Origin of the sequence: Paenibacillus sp. PK4536, assembly GCF_028594455.2 — a bacterium.
Lineage (GTDB): Bacteria > Bacillota > Bacilli > Paenibacillales > Paenibacillaceae > Saccharibacillus > Saccharibacillus nuruki.
This window is the reverse complement of sequence record NZ_CP126313.1, coordinates 4063536-4081898: the sequence shown is the minus strand read 5'-3', so window position 1 is coordinate 4081898 and position 18363 is coordinate 4063536. Positions and strand designations below refer to the sequence as shown.

General features: G+C 39.1%; 15 protein-coding genes. 12 read left to right on the top strand and 3 right to left on the bottom strand.

The features are described from left to right. Positions 1–199 precede the first annotated feature (199 nt). From PO903_RS18045 to PO903_RS18020, 6 genes are all read left to right on the top strand, one after another. The gene (locus PO903_RS18045; protein WP_273594191.1) at positions 200–1441 is read left to right on the top strand and encodes a GTP-binding protein; all 1242 of its coding nucleotides are present in this window, start codon (positions 200–202) and stop codon (positions 1439–1441) included. Between the two features lie 272 nt (positions 1442–1713). Next, positions 1714–1863, top strand: coding sequence for a 50S ribosomal protein L33 (rpmG, locus tag PO903_RS18040; protein ID WP_083243303.1), 150 nt, complete (start codon positions 1714–1716; stop codon positions 1861–1863). Between the two features lie 208 nt (positions 1864–2071). Beyond that, on the top strand, positions 2072–2866 hold the full coding sequence (gene thyA / locus PO903_RS18035; RefSeq protein WP_273594190.1) for a thymidylate synthase: 795 nt from the start codon (positions 2072–2074) through the stop codon (positions 2864–2866). Between the two features lie 369 nt (positions 2867–3235). After that, complete coding sequence (locus PO903_RS18030) at positions 3236–3724, top strand: dihydrofolate reductase (protein ID WP_273594189.1); 489 nt, start codon at positions 3236–3238, stop codon at positions 3722–3724. 399 nt (positions 3725–4123) lie between these two features. After that, positions 4124–5611 (top strand): glutamate synthase subunit beta, encoded by a 1488-nt coding sequence (locus PO903_RS18025; RefSeq protein ID WP_273594188.1) that lies wholly within the window; start codon positions 4124–4126, stop codon positions 5609–5611. A 317-nt stretch (positions 5612–5928) separates the two neighbouring features. Further along, positions 5929–8259: a type IA DNA topoisomerase gene (locus tag PO903_RS18020; RefSeq protein ID WP_273594187.1), complete on the top strand. Its 2331-nt coding sequence runs from the start codon at positions 5929–5931 to the stop codon at positions 8257–8259. A 57-nt stretch (positions 8260–8316) separates the two neighbouring features. Here the strand turns inward: PO903_RS18020 and PO903_RS18015 are convergent, their stop codons facing one another. Further along, positions 8317–9084, bottom strand: a complete 768-nt coding sequence (locus PO903_RS18015) for an HAD family hydrolase (protein WP_069325957.1) — start codon at positions 9082–9084, stop codon at positions 8317–8319. Positions 9085–9096: 12 nt separating this feature from the next. Then, positions 9097–10014: a winged helix-turn-helix domain-containing protein gene (locus PO903_RS18010; RefSeq protein WP_069325956.1), complete on the bottom strand. Its 918-nt coding sequence runs from the start codon at positions 10012–10014 to the stop codon at positions 9097–9099. Positions 10015–10258: 244 nt separating this feature from the next. On the opposite strand from PO903_RS18010, the gene PO903_RS18005 reads away from it, so the two are divergent. The 6 genes from PO903_RS18005 to PO903_RS17980 all read left to right on the top strand — a co-directional run bounded on the left by PO903_RS18005 (position 10259) and on the right by PO903_RS17980 (position 16831). Further along, positions 10259–11443 carry an MFS transporter gene (locus PO903_RS18005; protein ID WP_350339074.1) on the top strand — a complete coding sequence of 395 codons (1185 nt, stop codon included), beginning with the start codon at positions 10259–10261 and terminating at the stop codon, positions 11441–11443. Positions 11444–11605: 162 nt separating this feature from the next. After that, on the top strand, positions 11606–12331 hold the full coding sequence (locus PO903_RS18000) for a phosphonate ABC transporter ATP-binding protein (RefSeq protein ID WP_137222010.1): 726 nt from the start codon (positions 11606–11608) through the stop codon (positions 12329–12331). Positions 12332–12361: 30 nt separating this feature from the next. Beyond that, positions 12362–13627 (top strand): hypothetical protein, encoded by a 1266-nt coding sequence (locus PO903_RS17995; RefSeq protein ID WP_083243302.1) that lies wholly within the window; start codon positions 12362–12364, stop codon positions 13625–13627. 13 nt (positions 13628–13640) lie between these two features. Beyond that, positions 13641–14339, top strand: coding sequence for a response regulator transcription factor (locus tag PO903_RS17990; RefSeq protein ID WP_069325954.1), 699 nt, complete (start codon positions 13641–13643; stop codon positions 14337–14339). After that, positions 14339–15742: a sensor histidine kinase gene (locus tag PO903_RS17985; RefSeq protein WP_069325953.1), complete on the top strand. Its 1404-nt coding sequence runs from the start codon at positions 14339–14341 to the stop codon at positions 15740–15742. The genes PO903_RS17990 and PO903_RS17985 overlap by 1 nt, the downstream gene beginning before the upstream one ends. Before the next feature lie 27 nt (positions 15743–15769). After that, complete coding sequence (locus PO903_RS17980; protein ID WP_273594186.1) at positions 15770–16831, top strand: GNAT family N-acetyltransferase; 1062 nt, start codon at positions 15770–15772, stop codon at positions 16829–16831. A gap of 112 nt (positions 16832–16943) precedes the next feature. On the opposite strand, the gene PO903_RS17975 is transcribed toward PO903_RS17980, so the two are convergent. After that, positions 16944–18146 carry a glucose-1-phosphate adenylyltransferase gene (locus PO903_RS17975; RefSeq protein WP_273594185.1) on the bottom strand — a complete coding sequence of 401 codons (1203 nt, stop codon included), beginning with the start codon at positions 18144–18146 and terminating at the stop codon, positions 16944–16946. Positions 18147–18363: the final 217 nt, after the last annotated feature.

Below are 18363 nucleotides of genomic sequence, written 5' to 3'. Positions count from 1 at the left end.
CTAACATGAGTGGTTACTCCAAGCCGTCAGAATATACTTCTGGCGGCTTTTTGCTGTTCATAAATATCCGTGTATTGTTGTTGATAAATCTGTGTATATCAAAGATAGATTATAAAAATAATTGACAATAGGTGTATCCATCAGTATATAATACTTTAATAGTAATAATTACGATTAAAGTGTGATGGGGGAAATTTTAATGATAAACAATCAACAGTCCAGAATTCCAGTAACTGTATTAAGCGGTTATTTAGGTTCAGGTAAAACAACCGTTCTCAATCATATTCTCAATAATCGAGAAGGTTTAAAAGTAGCTGTAATCGTGAATGATATGAGTGAAGTGAATATCGATGCTAACCTGATCAAATCAGGCAGTACATTATCACGAACCGAAGAAAAATTGGTTGAAATTTCGAATGGATGTATCTGTTGTACACTACGAGATGATCTATTATTAGAAGTGAAGCAGTTAGCAGAAGAAGGAAGATTTGATTATATACTTATTGAATCGTCAGGAATTAGTGAACCTATTCCTGTAGCTCAAACATTTAGCTATGCAGATGACTCGCTAGCTTTTGATTTAACGACACTTACACGTTTGGATTGTTTAGTTACAGTAGTCGATAGTAATCGCTTCTGGCATGATTATGAGTCGGGTGAAACATTATTAGAACGAGGAGAAGCTGTAGGTGAAGATGATACACGCGATGTAGTAGATCTATTGATTGATCAGATAGAGACTTGTGATGTTTTGATTTTGAATAAATGTGATCTGGTTACCGAATCTGAGTTAAATAAATTAGAAGCAGTTATTCATAAGCTTCAACCAAGTGCACGCATTATTCGTACAACAAAAGGAGAGGTTGATCCTAAAGAGATTCTAAACACTCAATTATTTGATATGGAAAAAGCAGCCACTTCAGCAGGGTGGATGCAGGAATTGCAAAAAGATCATCATACTCCTGAAAGTGAAGAATATGGTATTCAATCATTTGTTTATCGCCGTAGACGTCCGTTTGAACCGCAACGATTATACGATTTTATGGAAGAATGGCCTGAACAGATTGTACGGGCAAAAGGTCTGGTCTGGCTAGCTACAGGTGAAGATGTTGCAGCTACATTAGGTCAAGCAGGCCCATCAGTGCAATTTGGACCCGCTGGTAACTGGGTAGCAGCATTACCTCAGCAAGAACGCCAGCAGATTCTGGAGGAAGAACCTGAACTATTGGAGCAATGGGATCAAGAGTGGGGAGATCGTATGACAGAAGTTGTTTTTATTGGTATAGGGTTGAATCAAAAACAGATAGAGTCTAATTTGGATCAATGTCTACTTACTGATTATGAAATGCAACAGGATTGGTCAACATTTTATAATCCTTTACCATGGTTACAACCGGAAGAGAATCATGTGAATGAAGCGATACAACATTTACTGGGGTAATCGTAGTAGAAATGTAACTCAAAGATTCAACGCATTTTCTTTTCAAAAATTAAGCGTACTCAATATAAATATTGAACAATCTATGATATAATAGAAAAGGCTGTTGGACATCAAATCTGTGTGTTATTGAACAGATTGAGAAAAGATTTAACATATCATTTAGTGAATATGGTGTTTTTCTGAAAATTGAAGTTGAACATTTCTCACAATTAGGGTACATTAGTATAGTTGAATATTTTTGTCTATTAATTAGTGAAGTGAGGTGAATTCACATGCGCGTTATCGTAACTATGGCATGCACAGAGACTGGCGACCGTAATTATACTACAACCAAGAACAAAAGAAATCATCCAGAACGTCTTGAGTTGAAAAAATATTGCCCACGTCTAAAAAAATACACGATCCATCGTGAAACTCGTTAATATTTATTAACGTCTAAACGTTCGCCCATCTGTTTATGCAGATGGGTGTTTGTGTTTTTAGGTACCTTTTTATTGTTATCTATTTTATTAATATCTATGAGTTGTATATTGATCTGATTTTTACTATCATAATAAGAAGCTAGATTTGATACGGATATGAGTACATTCTATCTTGCACGTTTAGCGAAGTCTTATAATGAGGTGAATTATGAAAGCATATTTAGAGCTATTACAAGATATTTTAGATGAAGGCGTGGAGAAATCAGATCGCACAGGAACAGGAACGACTTCTGTTTTCGGTAGACAAATGCGTATCGATTTACAAAAAGGATTCCCTTTATTAACAACGAAGAGGTTACATACTCGTTCGATTATACATGAATTGTTATGGTTTCTCAGTGGTAGTACTAATATCAAATATTTACAGGATAATGGCGTTACGATCTGGGATGAATGGGCAGATGCAGAAGGCAATCTAGGACGCGTATACGGAGCACAATGGAGAACATGGCGTGGACCGGGTGGCGAAGTGATTGACCAGATTACATCGGTGATCGAAAGTATCAAGCACAATCCGGACTCACGTCGTCATATCGTGAATGCTTGGAATGCGGCAGAAGTGGATTCAATGGCTTTACCACCGTGTCATTATGCTTTCCAATTTTATGTAGCGAATGGCAAATTATCTTGTATGTTCCAGATGCGTTCGGTCGATACATTCCTTGGATTGCCGTTCAATTTGGCTTCGTATGCGCTTCTCACTCATATGGTGGCTCAGCAGTGTGATCTTAAAGTTGGAGATCTAGTATGGACAGGCGGAGACGTTCATATCTATGCTAATCATATGGAGCAAGCGAAATTACAGCTGACAAGAGAGCCGTATCCATTGCCACAGCTTCGTCTAGCTCGCAAGCCGGAGTCTATTTTTGATTATCATTTTGATGATTTTGTTTTTGAAAATTATGAATATCATCCAGGTATCAAAGCACCGATCTCGGTTTAAGCGTAGATCAGCTATAGAATGATGAGCTTTTGATATCTATAAGACGATATATCATTTGAATAGAACTCTTATTATCTTTTCTGTAACGAGAAAAGATAGTAAGAGTTTTTTGTATATAAAGGGTGTATTTGTAAAAGGTTATCGTAAAATTCTAGGTAAGAGTACAAAGTGATCAAATAAGTGATCAAATTTATAAATAAGGAACCAAAGAACATTTTATATATTGCTTTTTTACAAATGATTGAGTATAGAAGCCAATGAATAGTTCGGGATTGGATAATAATGTGATGCCAATGATTCATTTTGATGATATGATACAGTATAAATTGGTCTGAATAGTATTCTGGATAAATGGAGGATGCACAAGCGATGACAATTACAATGATATGGGCACAAGCAAGTAACGGAGTGATTGGAAAAGATAATGATTTGCCATGGCGATTGCCTCGTGATATGGCTTATTTTAAACAACAAACCCAGCATAAGACAGTCGTTATGGGTCGTAAAACGTGGGAATCGTTTGGTGGGAAGCCACTACCTAATCGTCGCAATATTATTATTACACGTAGTCAGGAGTTTACAGCTACAGATGCTGAAGTAGTTTATTCTGTAGAAGAAGCGATACAACTGGCAGGACAAGACAATGAATTGATGGTGATTGGTGGCTCCACGATCTATGAGCAGTTTTTGCAGTATGCAGATCGTCTGCTGATTACAAAAATTGATCATGATTTTGCAGGAGATACTTATTTTCCAGAAGTGGATTGGTCTCAGTGGCAACAAGCCTCAATCACTAAAGGTATTCGCGATGAGAAAAATGATTACGATTATCGATTTGAAGAATATTTGCATATTTAATCATTTTATGAGATATTTATGCGAAAATAAAAAATGAGTTATCTTTACAAGTATACGTATAGCATAGGAATGAGTACTTATTTTCAGCTTAAATGTTAGCAAACAGTCTAAATATAAGCTTGAAAAAGTAGGAAAATAACAGAAATATGCTTGCAAGATGTTTCATCACGGTGTAATCTCTATGTAAAAAGTACAAACAATCATGCGCATAATCCATTTGGTATTCATTTGTGTGAATGATAATCTAGAAAATAAACTTATTGTAAGTAAAATGTAGAATTCCAAAGATTGTAGATGTATCCAAGGTAAGCTAAATACAGAAAGAAACCAGCTTTGAATATCATACAATATCTGTAACACAGGCTCAGCAGTGACAGAACGGATGGGGGAAATGTTAAAATGTCTACACCAACTGGATTCATGGAATACAAAAGACAAATTCCCGCGGATCGCAATCCGCTTGAACGCGTAAAAGATTGGCAAGAGTTCCACAAACATATGGCAGAAGATGAGCTTCGTACACAAGGAGCTAGATGTATGGATTGTGGAACGCCTTACTGTCACACAGGAATGGATATGGCAGGTGGAACTTTTGGTTGTCCGGTTCATAACTTGATTCCTGAATGGAATAACTTGGTGTATCGTGGATTGTGGAGAGAAGCATTAGAGCGTCTACACAAAACAAATAATTTTCCTGAATTTACAGGGCGTATCTGTCCAGCACCGTGCGAAGGCTCTTGTACGGTAGGTCTGATCGGACAACCGGTAACGATCAAAACGATTGAAGAAGCGATTATCGAAAAAGGTTTTGAAGAAGGTTGGGTTGTTCCACAACCACCTGAAAAACGTACAGGTCGTCGTGTAGCGGTTATCGGATCAGGTCCAGCCGGTCTGGCATGTGCAGCACAATTAAACAAAGCAGGTCATTCGGTAACCGTCTATGAGCGTTCTGATCGTGTCGGTGGATTATTGACTTATGGTATTCCAACGATGAAATTAGATAAAGGTATTGTTCAACGTCGTGTGGATCTCTTGATAGCAGAAGGTATTGAATTTATTACAGGTACTGAAATCGGGAAAGATATTCCTGCACAACAATTAGTTGATGAGTATGATGCAGTGATACTTTGCGGCGGTGCAACGAAACCGCGTGAATTCAATATTGAAGGTAGTGAACTTAATGGCGTTGTCTATGCAATGGATTTCCTAAACGGTTCAATCAAAAGTTTCCTTGATAGCAATCTTGAAGATGGTAATTACTTATCCGCTCAAGATAAAAACGTGATTGTAATCGGTGGCGGTGATACAGGTTCTGACTGTGTGGCTACTTCTGTCCGTCATGGTTGCAGTACAGTAACTCAGTTCGGTACTCATGATAAAGCACCACTCGAACGTGATCCAATTAGCAATCCTTGGCCACAGTTCCCTAATGTATACACACTGGATTATGCACAAGAAGAAGCAAAAGCGATATTTGGTAGTGATCCACGCGAATTCTCAATCATGACGACTAAATTTGTTGGAGACGAAAATGGTAACTTGAAAGAGTTACACACGATTCAAATTCAACGGATTGTAGATGAAACAGGTCGCAAAATCTATCAACCTATCCTGGGTACTGAAAAAGTATTCCCTGCGGAACTTGCGCTTATTGCTATCGGATTTGATGGTCCTGAACAAACATTGCCTGAACAGCTGGGTCTGGCAACAGATCGCTGGACAAATGTTAAAGCACGTTATGGTAAATACAATACCAATGTAGAGAAAGTATTTGCTGCTGGTGATATGCGTCGTGGTCAAAGTCTAGTGGTATGGGCGATCAATGAAGGACGCGAAGCTGCGCGTGAAGTGGATAAATATTTGATGGGTTCTACAGTTCTGGTCTAATTAGAATCGATAAAGTGATATGTACTATTAGCATGGTCACAATCGATTAATATCGTCGTTATAGATCATAATAAAAGCTAGGGTGTGCCAAAGATATTGCTGGCGTACCCTAGCTTTTATTGTATTTAACTTGCTAATCTTGATTTCAAATATCGGTCTAAGCTCAAAAGAGAAGTCTAAAACTTCAATCGAAATTTCAATAAGGCTATGGTATAATAAATAGCAATAGCAAGTACGTGGGCAAGGGGGCTACACTCCAGGGTGTGGTCCCTTTTTGCCGCTAAGATGCAATCCATTCCCGGAAAGGAATGAACGAAATGAAAATATTAATCGTAGCAGAAAAACCAGATATGGGACGGAATATTGCTGCTGTGATGGAGCCTAAAGCACGCAATCACCGTACATATCTGGAAGGGGAACAATATATTATTACATGGGCAATCGGTCATTTAATAGGGCTAGCCGAACCGGATGCGTATGATCCCAAATATAAAAAGTGGAACTTCGGCGATCTGCCTATTATTCCAGAACAATTCAAAATAGTACCTAACCCAAGAACCAAAGATCAATTGAATACGATCGGAGAATTAGCCAAGCGCTGTGACCGCATTGTAAACGCCTGTGATGCCGGACGGGAAGGGCAACATATATTTGCGTTAATCCAGCGTCAATTGAAGCTTACACAGCCTGTCAAGCGCTTATGGATATCTGATCTGACACCAGAAAGTATTCGCAAAGGGTTTGTTGAATTAAAAGATGGACAAGAATTTGACAATTTAACTCGTGCAGCCAGAGCACGTAGTGAAGCAGACTGGTTGATCGGTATGAATGCTTCGCGTGCATTTACGATCAAGCATAATAATCTATTATCTGTTGGACGTGTACAGACGCCTGTATTAGCGCTAATCTATGATCGGCAAAAAGAAATCGAAGCGTTTGATTCGCAAACGTTTTATGAAGTACGCGCTACGTTTAAGCAAGCAGATAAAAGTTACACTGGAGTCTGGCAAGGCGATCGTATTACTGATCAAGCTAAGGGACAAGCGATTGTAGATAAAGTAAAAGGTAAAGAAGGTCGTATCACCAAATACGATATTCGTGAAAGTAAAGAGTATCCATACAAATTGTATGATCTAACGTTGTTACAACGGGATGCGAATGCCAAGTTTGGTTACTCTGCTAAAAAAACATTGGATACCGCGCAAGCTCTATATGAAAAACATAAAGTGATCAGCTATCCACGTACCAATTCTAATTATGTAACAGAGCAGAATATTGATGGGATGCATAAAGTGCTCGGTATGCTCAAAAATACAACGTATGAACAATTAGCAGAAGGCGCAGAAGGTAAACGAGTGCATATAAACAATAAAGCAGTCTGTAATCCATCCAAAGTAGAAGATCACCATGCTATTTTGCCGACATTAAAAAAGCCGGGCACCCTTAGCAAAGAAGAACAGCAATTGTATGATCTGATTGTACGTCGTTTTCTAGCTCAATTTTATCCACCTGCTGAATACAAGCATCATACTGTAATGACAACGGTAGAACAGGAAACATTCAAAACAGCGGTAAAAGAACTACTATTTCTAGGTTGGAAAGCCACATTGCCGGATAAAGATAAATCCAAATCTTCAAGCAAGTCTGCAAGCAAAGGTGAAAATGGTAAAGAAGAAGAACCTGAAGAAGAAGTTCAAGAGCCATTTGTCATCAATGATCAGCAATCTGTGCAATGTAGCAAAGCAGAAGTGAAAGAGAAAGCAACTCAACCGCCCAAGCACTATACCGAAGGTACATTGCTCAAAGCGATGGAAAGTGCGGGGAAGCAGATTGAAAATGAAGAATTGCGTGATGCGATGAAAGAATCGGGTCTGGGTACACCTGCAACGCGAGCGGCAACGATTGAACGATTAAAGCAAGTTGGATATATCAACACACAAGGCAAAAAGATGGAGTTAACATTGAAAGGTCGAGCCGCTATTGAATTGATTCGTGCTGCTGGAGTGGAACTACTGACTTCTCCAGAAATGACAGGTCAATGGGAACGTCGACTGAACCAGATTTCACGTGGAGAAGCAGACTCTGATCGGTTTTTGGAAAGTGTTAAGAAATTTGCCGCTTCTGTGATTGAAAAAGTAAAAACACAGACCCCTGCGATTGCTGGGCGATTTGGCGATGATTCCCGTTCTAACAGTAAAGGTAAACGTTCATCAACATCGACAAAGACGGCTTCAAGCAAAGGAAGTACAGGTACAACCAATCGTAGTAAAAGTAGTACTGCTAACCAAGCCACTACCAAGTCACCGTCTAATAAAACTCCATCAACAGCACGTTCAGCGACAGCAACTGTATCGATGGGAGCAGCTGGAGAACATACCGCACTAGGGACATGCCCTAATGCTAATTGTGGTGGACAAATTATTGAAGGACGCAAAGGGTACGGTTGCTCGCATTTCAAAAAAGGATGTACTTTTGTGATCTGGAAAGAATTTGCCGGTAAAAAAATATCGGTATCTATGCTCAAAACGTTATTGCAAAAAGGTGAGACTCAAGCACTTGCTTTCAAAAAAGGCAATGAAACACATAAAGGACGGATCAAGTTAGTGGATCAAGAATCAGGCAAATTAATCGTAGAAGCTGTGAAATAAATCTAAGATTTATTTTGTAGGAATAAGCTATGTACACATAAAAAAACGGACCGGGAGTTAACCCGAAGTCCGTTTCTTTTGCTGTTGAGTTAAACTGTCATGAATAACTTGAGGTACTTCAATCAATTGCGATATGGTATAGAACGGAAGATCATCTTCATGCTGAAGTTGAACAACGTCATAAGCCCATTCATGAGATTGTTTGAGATAGATCGTATTCAATGAAGCATGTAGAGCCGGCTGAACATCAGAACGTAAAGAATTACCGATCATCCAAGTATCCTGACGTGGAAGTACATGAGAATTAATAATTTCTTCGAGCGCATGAATATTTTTGTGTTGACGAATAAAGATACGGGATTCGAAATAAGAGGTTAATTTCATCTGATCAATCTTACGTTGTTGAATCACCGTTTCGCCACCGGTATAAAGATATAAGGTGTGTCCTGCTTGTTGAAGAATCTCTAGCGTTTCAACCATACCCGGATAAGGTTCGACTTCTTTCTCATAGACGCTATTGCCGAGTAAACGCAATTGAGTTTCTTCTTTTTCGTTAATAGGTCGTCCAAATAATTCACTGAAATGATGATACGTTTCGACTAATGATTTGGGAAAATGTTCACTAGCAAATCCGACTCTGTGAACGCCAGCTACATCAATTTCGATCTGCTTTTGCCGAATCGCTTCCATAGTGATGTCGTGATTGTTAAACCATTCTGATAATAAGCTAATAAATTCGTCTAAAATAAGATTGAAATATTTGTTACAATGGATCAGCGTATCATCCATATCAAAGATAAGGTGCTGATGTCTGATATCTTTCATGTGAGTCACTCCTTAAATACGGATATACGATTCGAGGAACAGTTGAAGCTCAGAAGCACCGTCCTGTCGAATACTAAAACGTTCAATATCGCCTCTACCGAGGTGGATACGTAATAAGCCTGCCACTCTAAGCATCATCAGATGATGCATAAGCGATTCTTGCGGTTGTAATAGATAGTGAGCCATATCTTGCAGAGAACGCGGTTCACCGCCAATATAGCGCAGCATACGCAGACGTTCTGGATCAGATAATGCTCGTGTCATACGGAGCAACACATTTGGTGGATCTTCTTCGTCTTGTTCAGGTACATCAACCGGATATTGAATCAATAATACACCTTCATAGAAGCAATACGTATTGATCGGACGATTGTGTACAGTAGGGAATAAGATCACCGTGTTCAGTTCAGGGAAAGGATCTACCACTAAGCCGCCTGAAGCATATTCAATCAGAGCTGTAGGGTCCATTTTATCCAGCAACCCTTTTTTCTCTTTAGCGTCTTCTGTTATCAATTCAAGAATTTCAGCTTCCATATGATGAAAATAATGCTCATACCATAATTTTAACAGTGGAGCATAACTGGTCTGGATCCGTCTTGTATCAATTAATGTCATAGCCGGGAGCAGTTCATGAATCTCATTCCACATTTCATCTTCAGGTGCATTCTCTAAATGATCTAAAAAATCACGAACAGAACCGTCGGCATGACGACAGCTTGCCCAGGCATACAATACATCAAAATCATCAAAAGGCCACGAAGAAGCTTCCAGTATAGCAGAGCGTACTCCAGGGCTTAGTTGGTTGTCGATGTCTCTGATCCATTCTGAACCCAGATCGATATCACGAATCCATTTTTTGGTCACATAGACCATAAAACTTCCTAGTAAATCGTAGATCGGAGACACATCTATTTTCACGTCATAGCTCATGAAACCAGAACCCTCCCAAATAGTATCTATTCAACAATAAATGAATCTGATTTTAGATTCAACATAGTGTAACAATATAACCTGTTTGTACGTCTAATATCAAGTTATACCATCGGTTATCGTCCTGTTATTATGGCTTGTTTACTTATACATTGTCTACTATAATGTTCGGATGGTATTTCGCAAAAAAAAGATTTTATGATTCATTTACATCTTGTTTCATTACATAATTGGAGGAACCGTCGTGCTCAAAACATCGTCCCAACATTCGCAATCGATTCATTCTGTATCCAAAATTCATTTTGCTATTTTGATTATTGCTATTATAGTAGCAGGGATTAGTCAGGGAATGTTATTACCTGTACTGGCTATTTTTCTAGAAAAAATGGGCGTTTCTTCCACATTAAATGGATTGAATGCCGCAGTATTGTATATCGGTTCATTCGGTATGACACTGGTTGCAGAACGATTGTTAGGCGTTTTAGGATTTAAAAAGTTAATGCTAGGAGGATTATTGTTAGTCCTTATCACTTTGCCTCTATTTCCAGTATACCCAAGTATCGCCTTCTGGTTCGTGCTTCGGTTATTAGTCGGTATCGGAGATAGTGCTGTTCATTATTCTGCTCAATTATGGGTACTTATGGTCACGCCGTCTGAACATAGAGGACGTAACCTTTCGATATACGGGATGTCGTATGGTATAGGATTCAGTATTGGACCACTTGGTATTAAATTGTTAGATTGGGGTATCTATGCACCGTTTCTTTTACTTGCTGGATTATTTCTAATCGTAGTTATTCTGGTGATCTGGAAGTTACCGAATGGAACTCCTGAAAAAACAGCAACCAACGAACCTGCACAACGCCGTTTTGTTAAAAGTTATAGCTGGGCATGGTATGCACTTATCCCAGCATTTCTATACGGATATATGGAAGCGGCAATGAATAGCAATTTCCCTGTCTATGGATTACGAGTCGGCTTTTCCACAGGGGATATCGCCTTCTTACTTCCTTTTATCGGTATCGGAGGATTGATTCTTCAACTTCCTTTGGGAATATTAAGCGATCGCTATGGACGCAAAAAAATGCTTATGATATGTGGAGGGCTAGGCGGATTGTTGTTTTTATTCGTTCCGATGGCAGAAACAAATATGATCGCTATTGCAGCTATTTTTGCATTGGCTGGAGGTCTGATCGGTTCTTTCTTTTCACTTGGACTTGCTTATGCCGCAGATATGTTACCCAAAATGTATTTGCCGGCAGCTAATGTCTTAGCTTCGTTCCATTTTAATGCAGGAAGTATTATTGGACCGGCGCTAGGCGGAAAAGGAATCGAGATGGGCTCAACAGCTAGTTTATTTTGGGTTTTGGGTGGTTGTTATATGATTTTTGCAGCAACAGGTTTTATATTTAAAGAAAAATCGAAATAATCCGGTGCCGTAGATGGCATTTCTGTGCTTTTTCCCCTAAACTAATAAGTGATGGCTACACCTCAACACTCAAACAGTATTCACGTATATACAGATGATAGTAAACACGAATAAGTCTTAAGCAATCACTAGATAGAGAAGGGCGGCTCATAATAGATGTCGATGATCAAAATAGAGAATCTTACAAAAACGGTCGGTGAACATAAAACCAAAGTATTGGATCGGATTAACCTAGAAATTCAACACGGTGAAATGATCGCTATTTTGGGACCGAGCGGTAGTGGTAAAAGTACATTACTTAAATGTCTGGCAATGAAAGAATCATGGACAGATGGTAGTTTTCAGGTCGGTGATATCGATATTATGAAAGCAGGCTTTAGCGGTAAACGCAAAATATCGCGTGAATGGGCATATGTTGAACAAAGCCCTCAACTTCATCCTGACCGAACAGCGCTCAAAAATGTGTTGATCGGGCAAGCCGGACAAACCCCAATCTGGCGTATGCTTACAGGTATGGTGCGATCCGATGATTATATGGGCGCAATGGATGTACTGGAAAGTCTGGGCTTATTAGATAAAGCACATCAGAAAGCCAGTACGTTAAGTGGTGGGGAACGTCAGCGTGTAGCGATTGCACGATCGCTTGCTCATGGTGTCAAAGTAGTTTTAGCGGATGAACCGATTACAGGGCTTGATCCGAAGTCAGGGGAAGATGTCATCAAAACACTTCGCGCGCTATGTAGTAGTGAACGAGTCACGATCATTACAGTGATTCCATTAGAGTTAGCAGAAAAATATGCAACTCGTATTATTGGATTACAAGAAGGACATATTGCTTTTGATATTAAAGGTAGACGATTGACCAGTGCAGAACGTCGATTGTTATAACAGATTTAGTTAATGAAAAGAGTGATACTATTGAAATGGAATCTATGGGTGCGCTTGGCGACAGTCACTACATTACTGATCTTGTTGAGTGGTTGTGAACTCATTTCAGATCCGAAAGGGCTTATGCAGTTGCCACAGCTTCCTTCGGATAAACAGACATTAAGTAGCACCATCCAAGCAGCATTACCTCCGGGAGCCAAACTTGCCAATCCCAAAAATGGGAATGCTAACGATTGGATTCAACAAGCAGATCTAGATGGAGACGGCAAAATGGAAGCTATCGCTTTCTACACCACGTCAGATGCGCGAATTAACGGAATGATTTTTGAACAGTCGGGTTCTGATTGGATTAAGAAAAGAGATATTGAAGGTCAAGGATATGTGCTAGAAAGTGTAGAAATCAAAGATATTACTCATGATGGTCATAAAGACCTGATCGTCGGTTATTCGAATGCGATTAATACGATCAATAGTGGCGTAGATAGCATGCAGAAAAATCTAGTTATTTATAGTTATGACAAAGGTGAGTTGAATATTGTAGATAAAAAGCCATACACTTATTATGAGATATTAGATATGAATGGTGATGGCATTGATGATCTAACGACGATGTATATGAGTCGTAACAGTTATTTGACGATTACTAATTTCCGCTACAAAGACGGTTTTCAAGAAGTGGATTCGATTGATCTGGATTCAACGATTACTTTAGGATTCTATAATGTAGTATCTGGCAAAGTGTCTAAAGACCAGAATGGTATTATTATGGATCAATTACTAGGGATCTCCTCTGGATTCACACACCTCATTATTATGGAAAATAATAAGCTTCGAGATGTATTCCCTTTAGGCAGAGCGGCTACATTCAAAGACTCTCTGATCTATAGTGATGATGTTAATGGAGATGGATTATTGGAAATTGGAATGCTACAAATTCCATTAGGCTGGGAAAATATTGAGCCTAGCGAAATTCCATACTTTACGTATTATTATCAATGGGATGGAGATAATGGTCTGAAATTAGTCAGTCAGCAATATCGAGATGATTCGGGACGATTTGTACTCAAATTTGCGCCAGAATGGAATGATAAGATTACGCTCGATACCAAGTCTAATAAAGATCAAGATTTACGTTTTATTTTAAAAGATACGGGAGAAAAAGTAGCTGAAGTACGCTTCTTCACTTCAACCCAATGGGCCAACCAAGCGAGTAAAGATTGGGAGCTTATTACCAACTCTAATGATCAATACATTGCACTTTGGCAAAATACAAAAAATAATCTGATATTGAATTGAGGGGGCTTTTTTTATGAGTAAAGTGTTAATTATGGAAGATGAAGAGTCAATCCGTAGTTTTATTATTATTAACTTAAAGCGCAATGGATTTGAAGTGATTGAGACTGAGAACGGGGAACAAGCGCTGCATATGTTAGAAACGGTACCGGATATCGATATTGCTTTACTAGATGTCATGGTTCCGGGGATCGACGGATTCGAAGTCTGCCGCCGTATTCGTGAAAAAAATGAACGGATTGGGATTGTATTCCTAACAGCTAAAGTTCAAGAGCAGGATAAAGTCTATGCTTTATCTGTAGGTGCAGATGATCATATTAGCAAGCCATTTAGCCCAACAGAATTGATCGCTCGTATTCAATCTTTGTTACGTCGTGTGAATGTACAACGTGAATCCAATACCAAAGTATCGTTTGAATCAGGACCTTTCACTTTGGATCTTATCTCCAAACAGTTCAAGAAAAAAGGGCAACAAATCGAATTGACACCTACCGAGTTCTCATTGGTTCAATTTTTCCTAGAAAAAGAAAATACACCGCTTAGTCGTGATTTACTTTTAGATCATGTATGGGGCAAAGAATATATGGGTGATCCCAAAATTGTAGATGTAAATATTCGTCGTTTGCGTCAAAAAATCGAAAACAATCCGTCTGAACCTGAATTCCTGCAAACAGTGTGGGGACATGGTTATAAATGGAGAGGCCGGGAGTCCTAATGATCAAAAAAGGCATTAGCCGCCAGATTGTTCTACATTACTTTATTGTAGTATTTCTGGCGTTGCTCTTGGTAGAATTGGTATTTCTGTTTTCTATGCGCACGTATTATTACGACAGTATTTACAATTATTTGAATAGTTCGACAGATGTACCACAGAATTATATCAGTGATCAGTCTAGCCCTGTGAAATATCAAGAAATTATTCAACGTTATGAGCTAGGTGATACGGTTGAAGTTCAATTGCTGGATACACAGGGAAATGTGTTGCAGAACTCAACCAACTTTAGAGTCGATAAGCCAATTCAGACCGGTGATATCCCGCAAGCATTAGCAGGCTCTACTGGACGTTGGATTGGGAAGCAAGCTGGCACAGGTGAAAATGTTATGGCGGTTACAAGACAAATTCAAGTGAATGGTGATAATTATCTGGTTCGTTATGTTACTTCACTAGAGCGTGTTAATCAGAAGTTATTAACGATTACAATGGTTGCTGTAGGCGTTGGAGCCGCAGTCTTGATCATTGTACTGGTTGTAAGCTTAGGGCTGGCTAATTCAATTGTACGACCGCTGAACAATATTATTGGTGTCTCGACATTGATGGCAAAAGGAGACTTTAACGCCCGAATCAAGGGGAACTATCCTCATGAAATTGGTGAGCTTGCTTCAACACTGAATTATATGGCTGAAGAAATTATTCGCAGTAATCAGATTAAAGACGACTTTATCTCTTCGATCTCCCATGAATTGCGAACACCGCTTACCGGGATTAAAGGTTGGAGTGAAACGCTAGTCTCAGGTGGATTTGATCCAGAAGAGACTAAGCTTGGGATGAGCATTATTTCCAAAGAAACTGATCGTCTGATTGGATTAGTAGAAGAAATGCTTGATTTCTCTAAATTGCAACAAAATCAGATGAAAATGGTGATCGGGGAAGTTAATCTTAAAGAAGTATTGCAAGAGACGATGCTTAATGTCTGGGCAAAAGCAGAGCAGAAAAAAATCCAACTGAAGTTAGAACCCGGTGCTCGTCCTTTTATAGTACAAGCCGATGGTAACCGTCTAAAGCAAGTTTTTCTAAATATTGTCGATAATGCGATCAAATTCTCACCGGAAGAATCTACAATCTTTATTATGCTTACAGAAGTCTCCCCTGAACGTGTACGAATATCGATTCAAGATGCAGGAATCGGTATTAGTCAGGAACATTTGGAAAAAGTAAAAGATCGCTTCTTCCAGGTGAATCCGAACCGGGGCGGAACAGGCTTAGGGCTTGCGATTACACAGCAAATTGTACAATTGCATAATGGTGAAATGTATATTGATAGTGAGATCGAAAAAGGCACCACAGTTATGATAGAACTTCCATTAACCAAACAGCAAGAAATACTACAACTAACCTAAAACAGACTAAACAAGGGGGATCACCATTTGACATTACAGCAACCTCAAGTTAACGATTTGCCGCTTCGTATTATTAAAGCAAATCAGCAACATGCTGAACAGGTAACCTCTTTGTTAGTGAATGCAGCAGAGTGGATGGAGTCTAAAGGCATAGAACAATGGAAAAAGGAAATGTTTACTCCTGAGTTGATTCATAGCTATTTTCTAGAACGAGAAGTGTTTATTCTATACATGGCAGAGCAACCAGCCGCTATGTTTACTTTACAAGCAGGCGATCTGGAGTACTGGCAACAGCTGAATGATGAAGATTACTTTTATTTGCATCGTTTAACGGTACATCAAGATTTTCGCAGTGTAGGGCTAGGAGCTATTGCTATTCAGTGGGCTAGTGATTATGCACACAGTTCGGGTAAAAAAGGGCTTCGCCTAGATTGCATGGCGCATTTACCTACTTTGAATCGCTTTTATCAAAGTCAAGATTTTCGTTATATGGGTACACATGAGGTAAAAGGTCGCCTAGCTAGTCTTTATGAAAAGCTTGCGCCTGCCAAAGATTATCAGATTCGGTTAGAGTATTTTCTGGAAAAAGATTTCGATCAGTTGTTAGAATGGTCGGGAGATGCTGTGTTTCTACAACAATGGAGTGGATCAGGCTGGGAGTATCCGCTAGATCAAGATGATCTTAATGCTCATATAAAAGGATCGAATCATCCACGATTTTCAGATCAGTTGATCTATATAGCTGTAGATCGCATGACAAATCGTAAAATAGGGCATGTAGCGTTAAGTAAAATAGATCGTAGTAACCGGTCTGCACGTATATCCAAATTATTAGTCGGTGATCCTGAAGCGAGAGGGAAAGGCTACGGGCGACAAATGATTCAAGAGCTATTACGGATTGGTTTTGATACTTTAGGAATGCATCGTATCACTTTAGGTGTGTATGATTATAATGGATCAGCGATTCAATTGTATGAGTCTTGTGGATTTAGTAAAGAAGGATTAATGCGCGATTCTTCTTGGTTAAACGGTCAGTATTACAGTGTATACGAGATGAGTATACTCGAACACGAGTGGAAAGCATTGTAATAGCAAAATAAAAAGCGGAGCCATAAGGCTACCGCTTTTTATTTATTCTATACGTTGTATATCGTAATGATCATCATTGAATGATCTATATTTACCAAAAGGATGTAATAAATTATAATCCGCCCGCACGCAATCTAGTGGATTTATCATAAACTTCTTGAAGTAAGCGAGCAGGTTGTGTACGAACAACAGGTTTAGCATGGATAATCTCGTAAGGAGCAACAACTTTGATATCATCAGCAGTACCTTTGATGACTGCACCTTCTTTGATCACTGCCCCTTCAGCGACAATCGCATATTCTACACGAGCATTTTTGCCTACAATTGCACCTGGCATAATTACACTGTGACGAACATCGGCAAACTTACCGATTTCAGCATTGTTAAATACAACAGAACGTTGTACATCGCCTTCTAATACCGCTTGATTGCTAACCATAGAACATTGAGGGACTTGACGTTCATGAGCGATCGTATTTGTAGCATTTAAACTAGGTGAGAACATCGGCCAAGCTTCATTTTTAAGTTCAAACTGTTGATCTTGACTTAAAATATCCATATGCGCTTCCCATAAGCTATCGATTGTACCTACGTCTCTCCAGTACCCTTGGAATTCGTAAGCTACCACGATTTGGTGTTCTGCCAACATTTGCGGAATAATATCTTTACCAAAATCATGATTAGAATCTGCTTTGACTGCATCTTCGATTAGATGACGTCTAAGGTATTGCCAGTTAAATACGTAGATACCCATAGAAGCTAGATTACTTTCTGGTTGAGCAGGCTTTTCAGAGAATTTGGTAATATTCATTGAAGAGTCAGTACTCATCACACCAAAGCGACTTGCTTCTTCCCATGGAACTTCCATAACAGAAATAGTTGCCATAGCATTATGTTCTTGATGGTAGTTAATCATATCACTGTAATCCATGTGATAAATATGATCGCCTGAAAGAATCAAAACATTTTCAGGATTAAGCGCATCAAGGTAAGCGATATTTTTCGTGATCGCATCGGCTGTTCCCATATATTCACCTGTTGCTTCAGAAGACAACAGAGAGATGTTCATTTGAAGATCGGATGTGGACCAAGCATCCCCTTGATCGATATGGTCATGAAGCGATGCTGCTTCATATTGCGTCAGTACACCGATCGTATCAATGCCTGAATTCACGCAATTACTGAGAGGAAAATCAATAATCTTGAAGTCTCCGCCAAACGGAACTGCTGGTTTGGCTACAATTGATGTAAGTGGTGCGAGTCTGCGCCCTTCTCCTCCGGCCAGCAACATAGCAACACACTTTTGATTTTTCATTAACTTTTCCCTCCAACTGTATAGTGACAACGCTCATGATGATGTAATAATTTATAACCTTGAAAGATATTGGTTGAAACAAGTTTATTGTAAAATTTTTTCATTAACCAATTCTTTGTTCCCCTAATTGCGTAGAAAGGTCTTTTCAACTGGAGCAAATACGGGTAATAATTGTGGTTAGTGACTTAAATCGTTTACCTATTCTAATCAGAAGGAT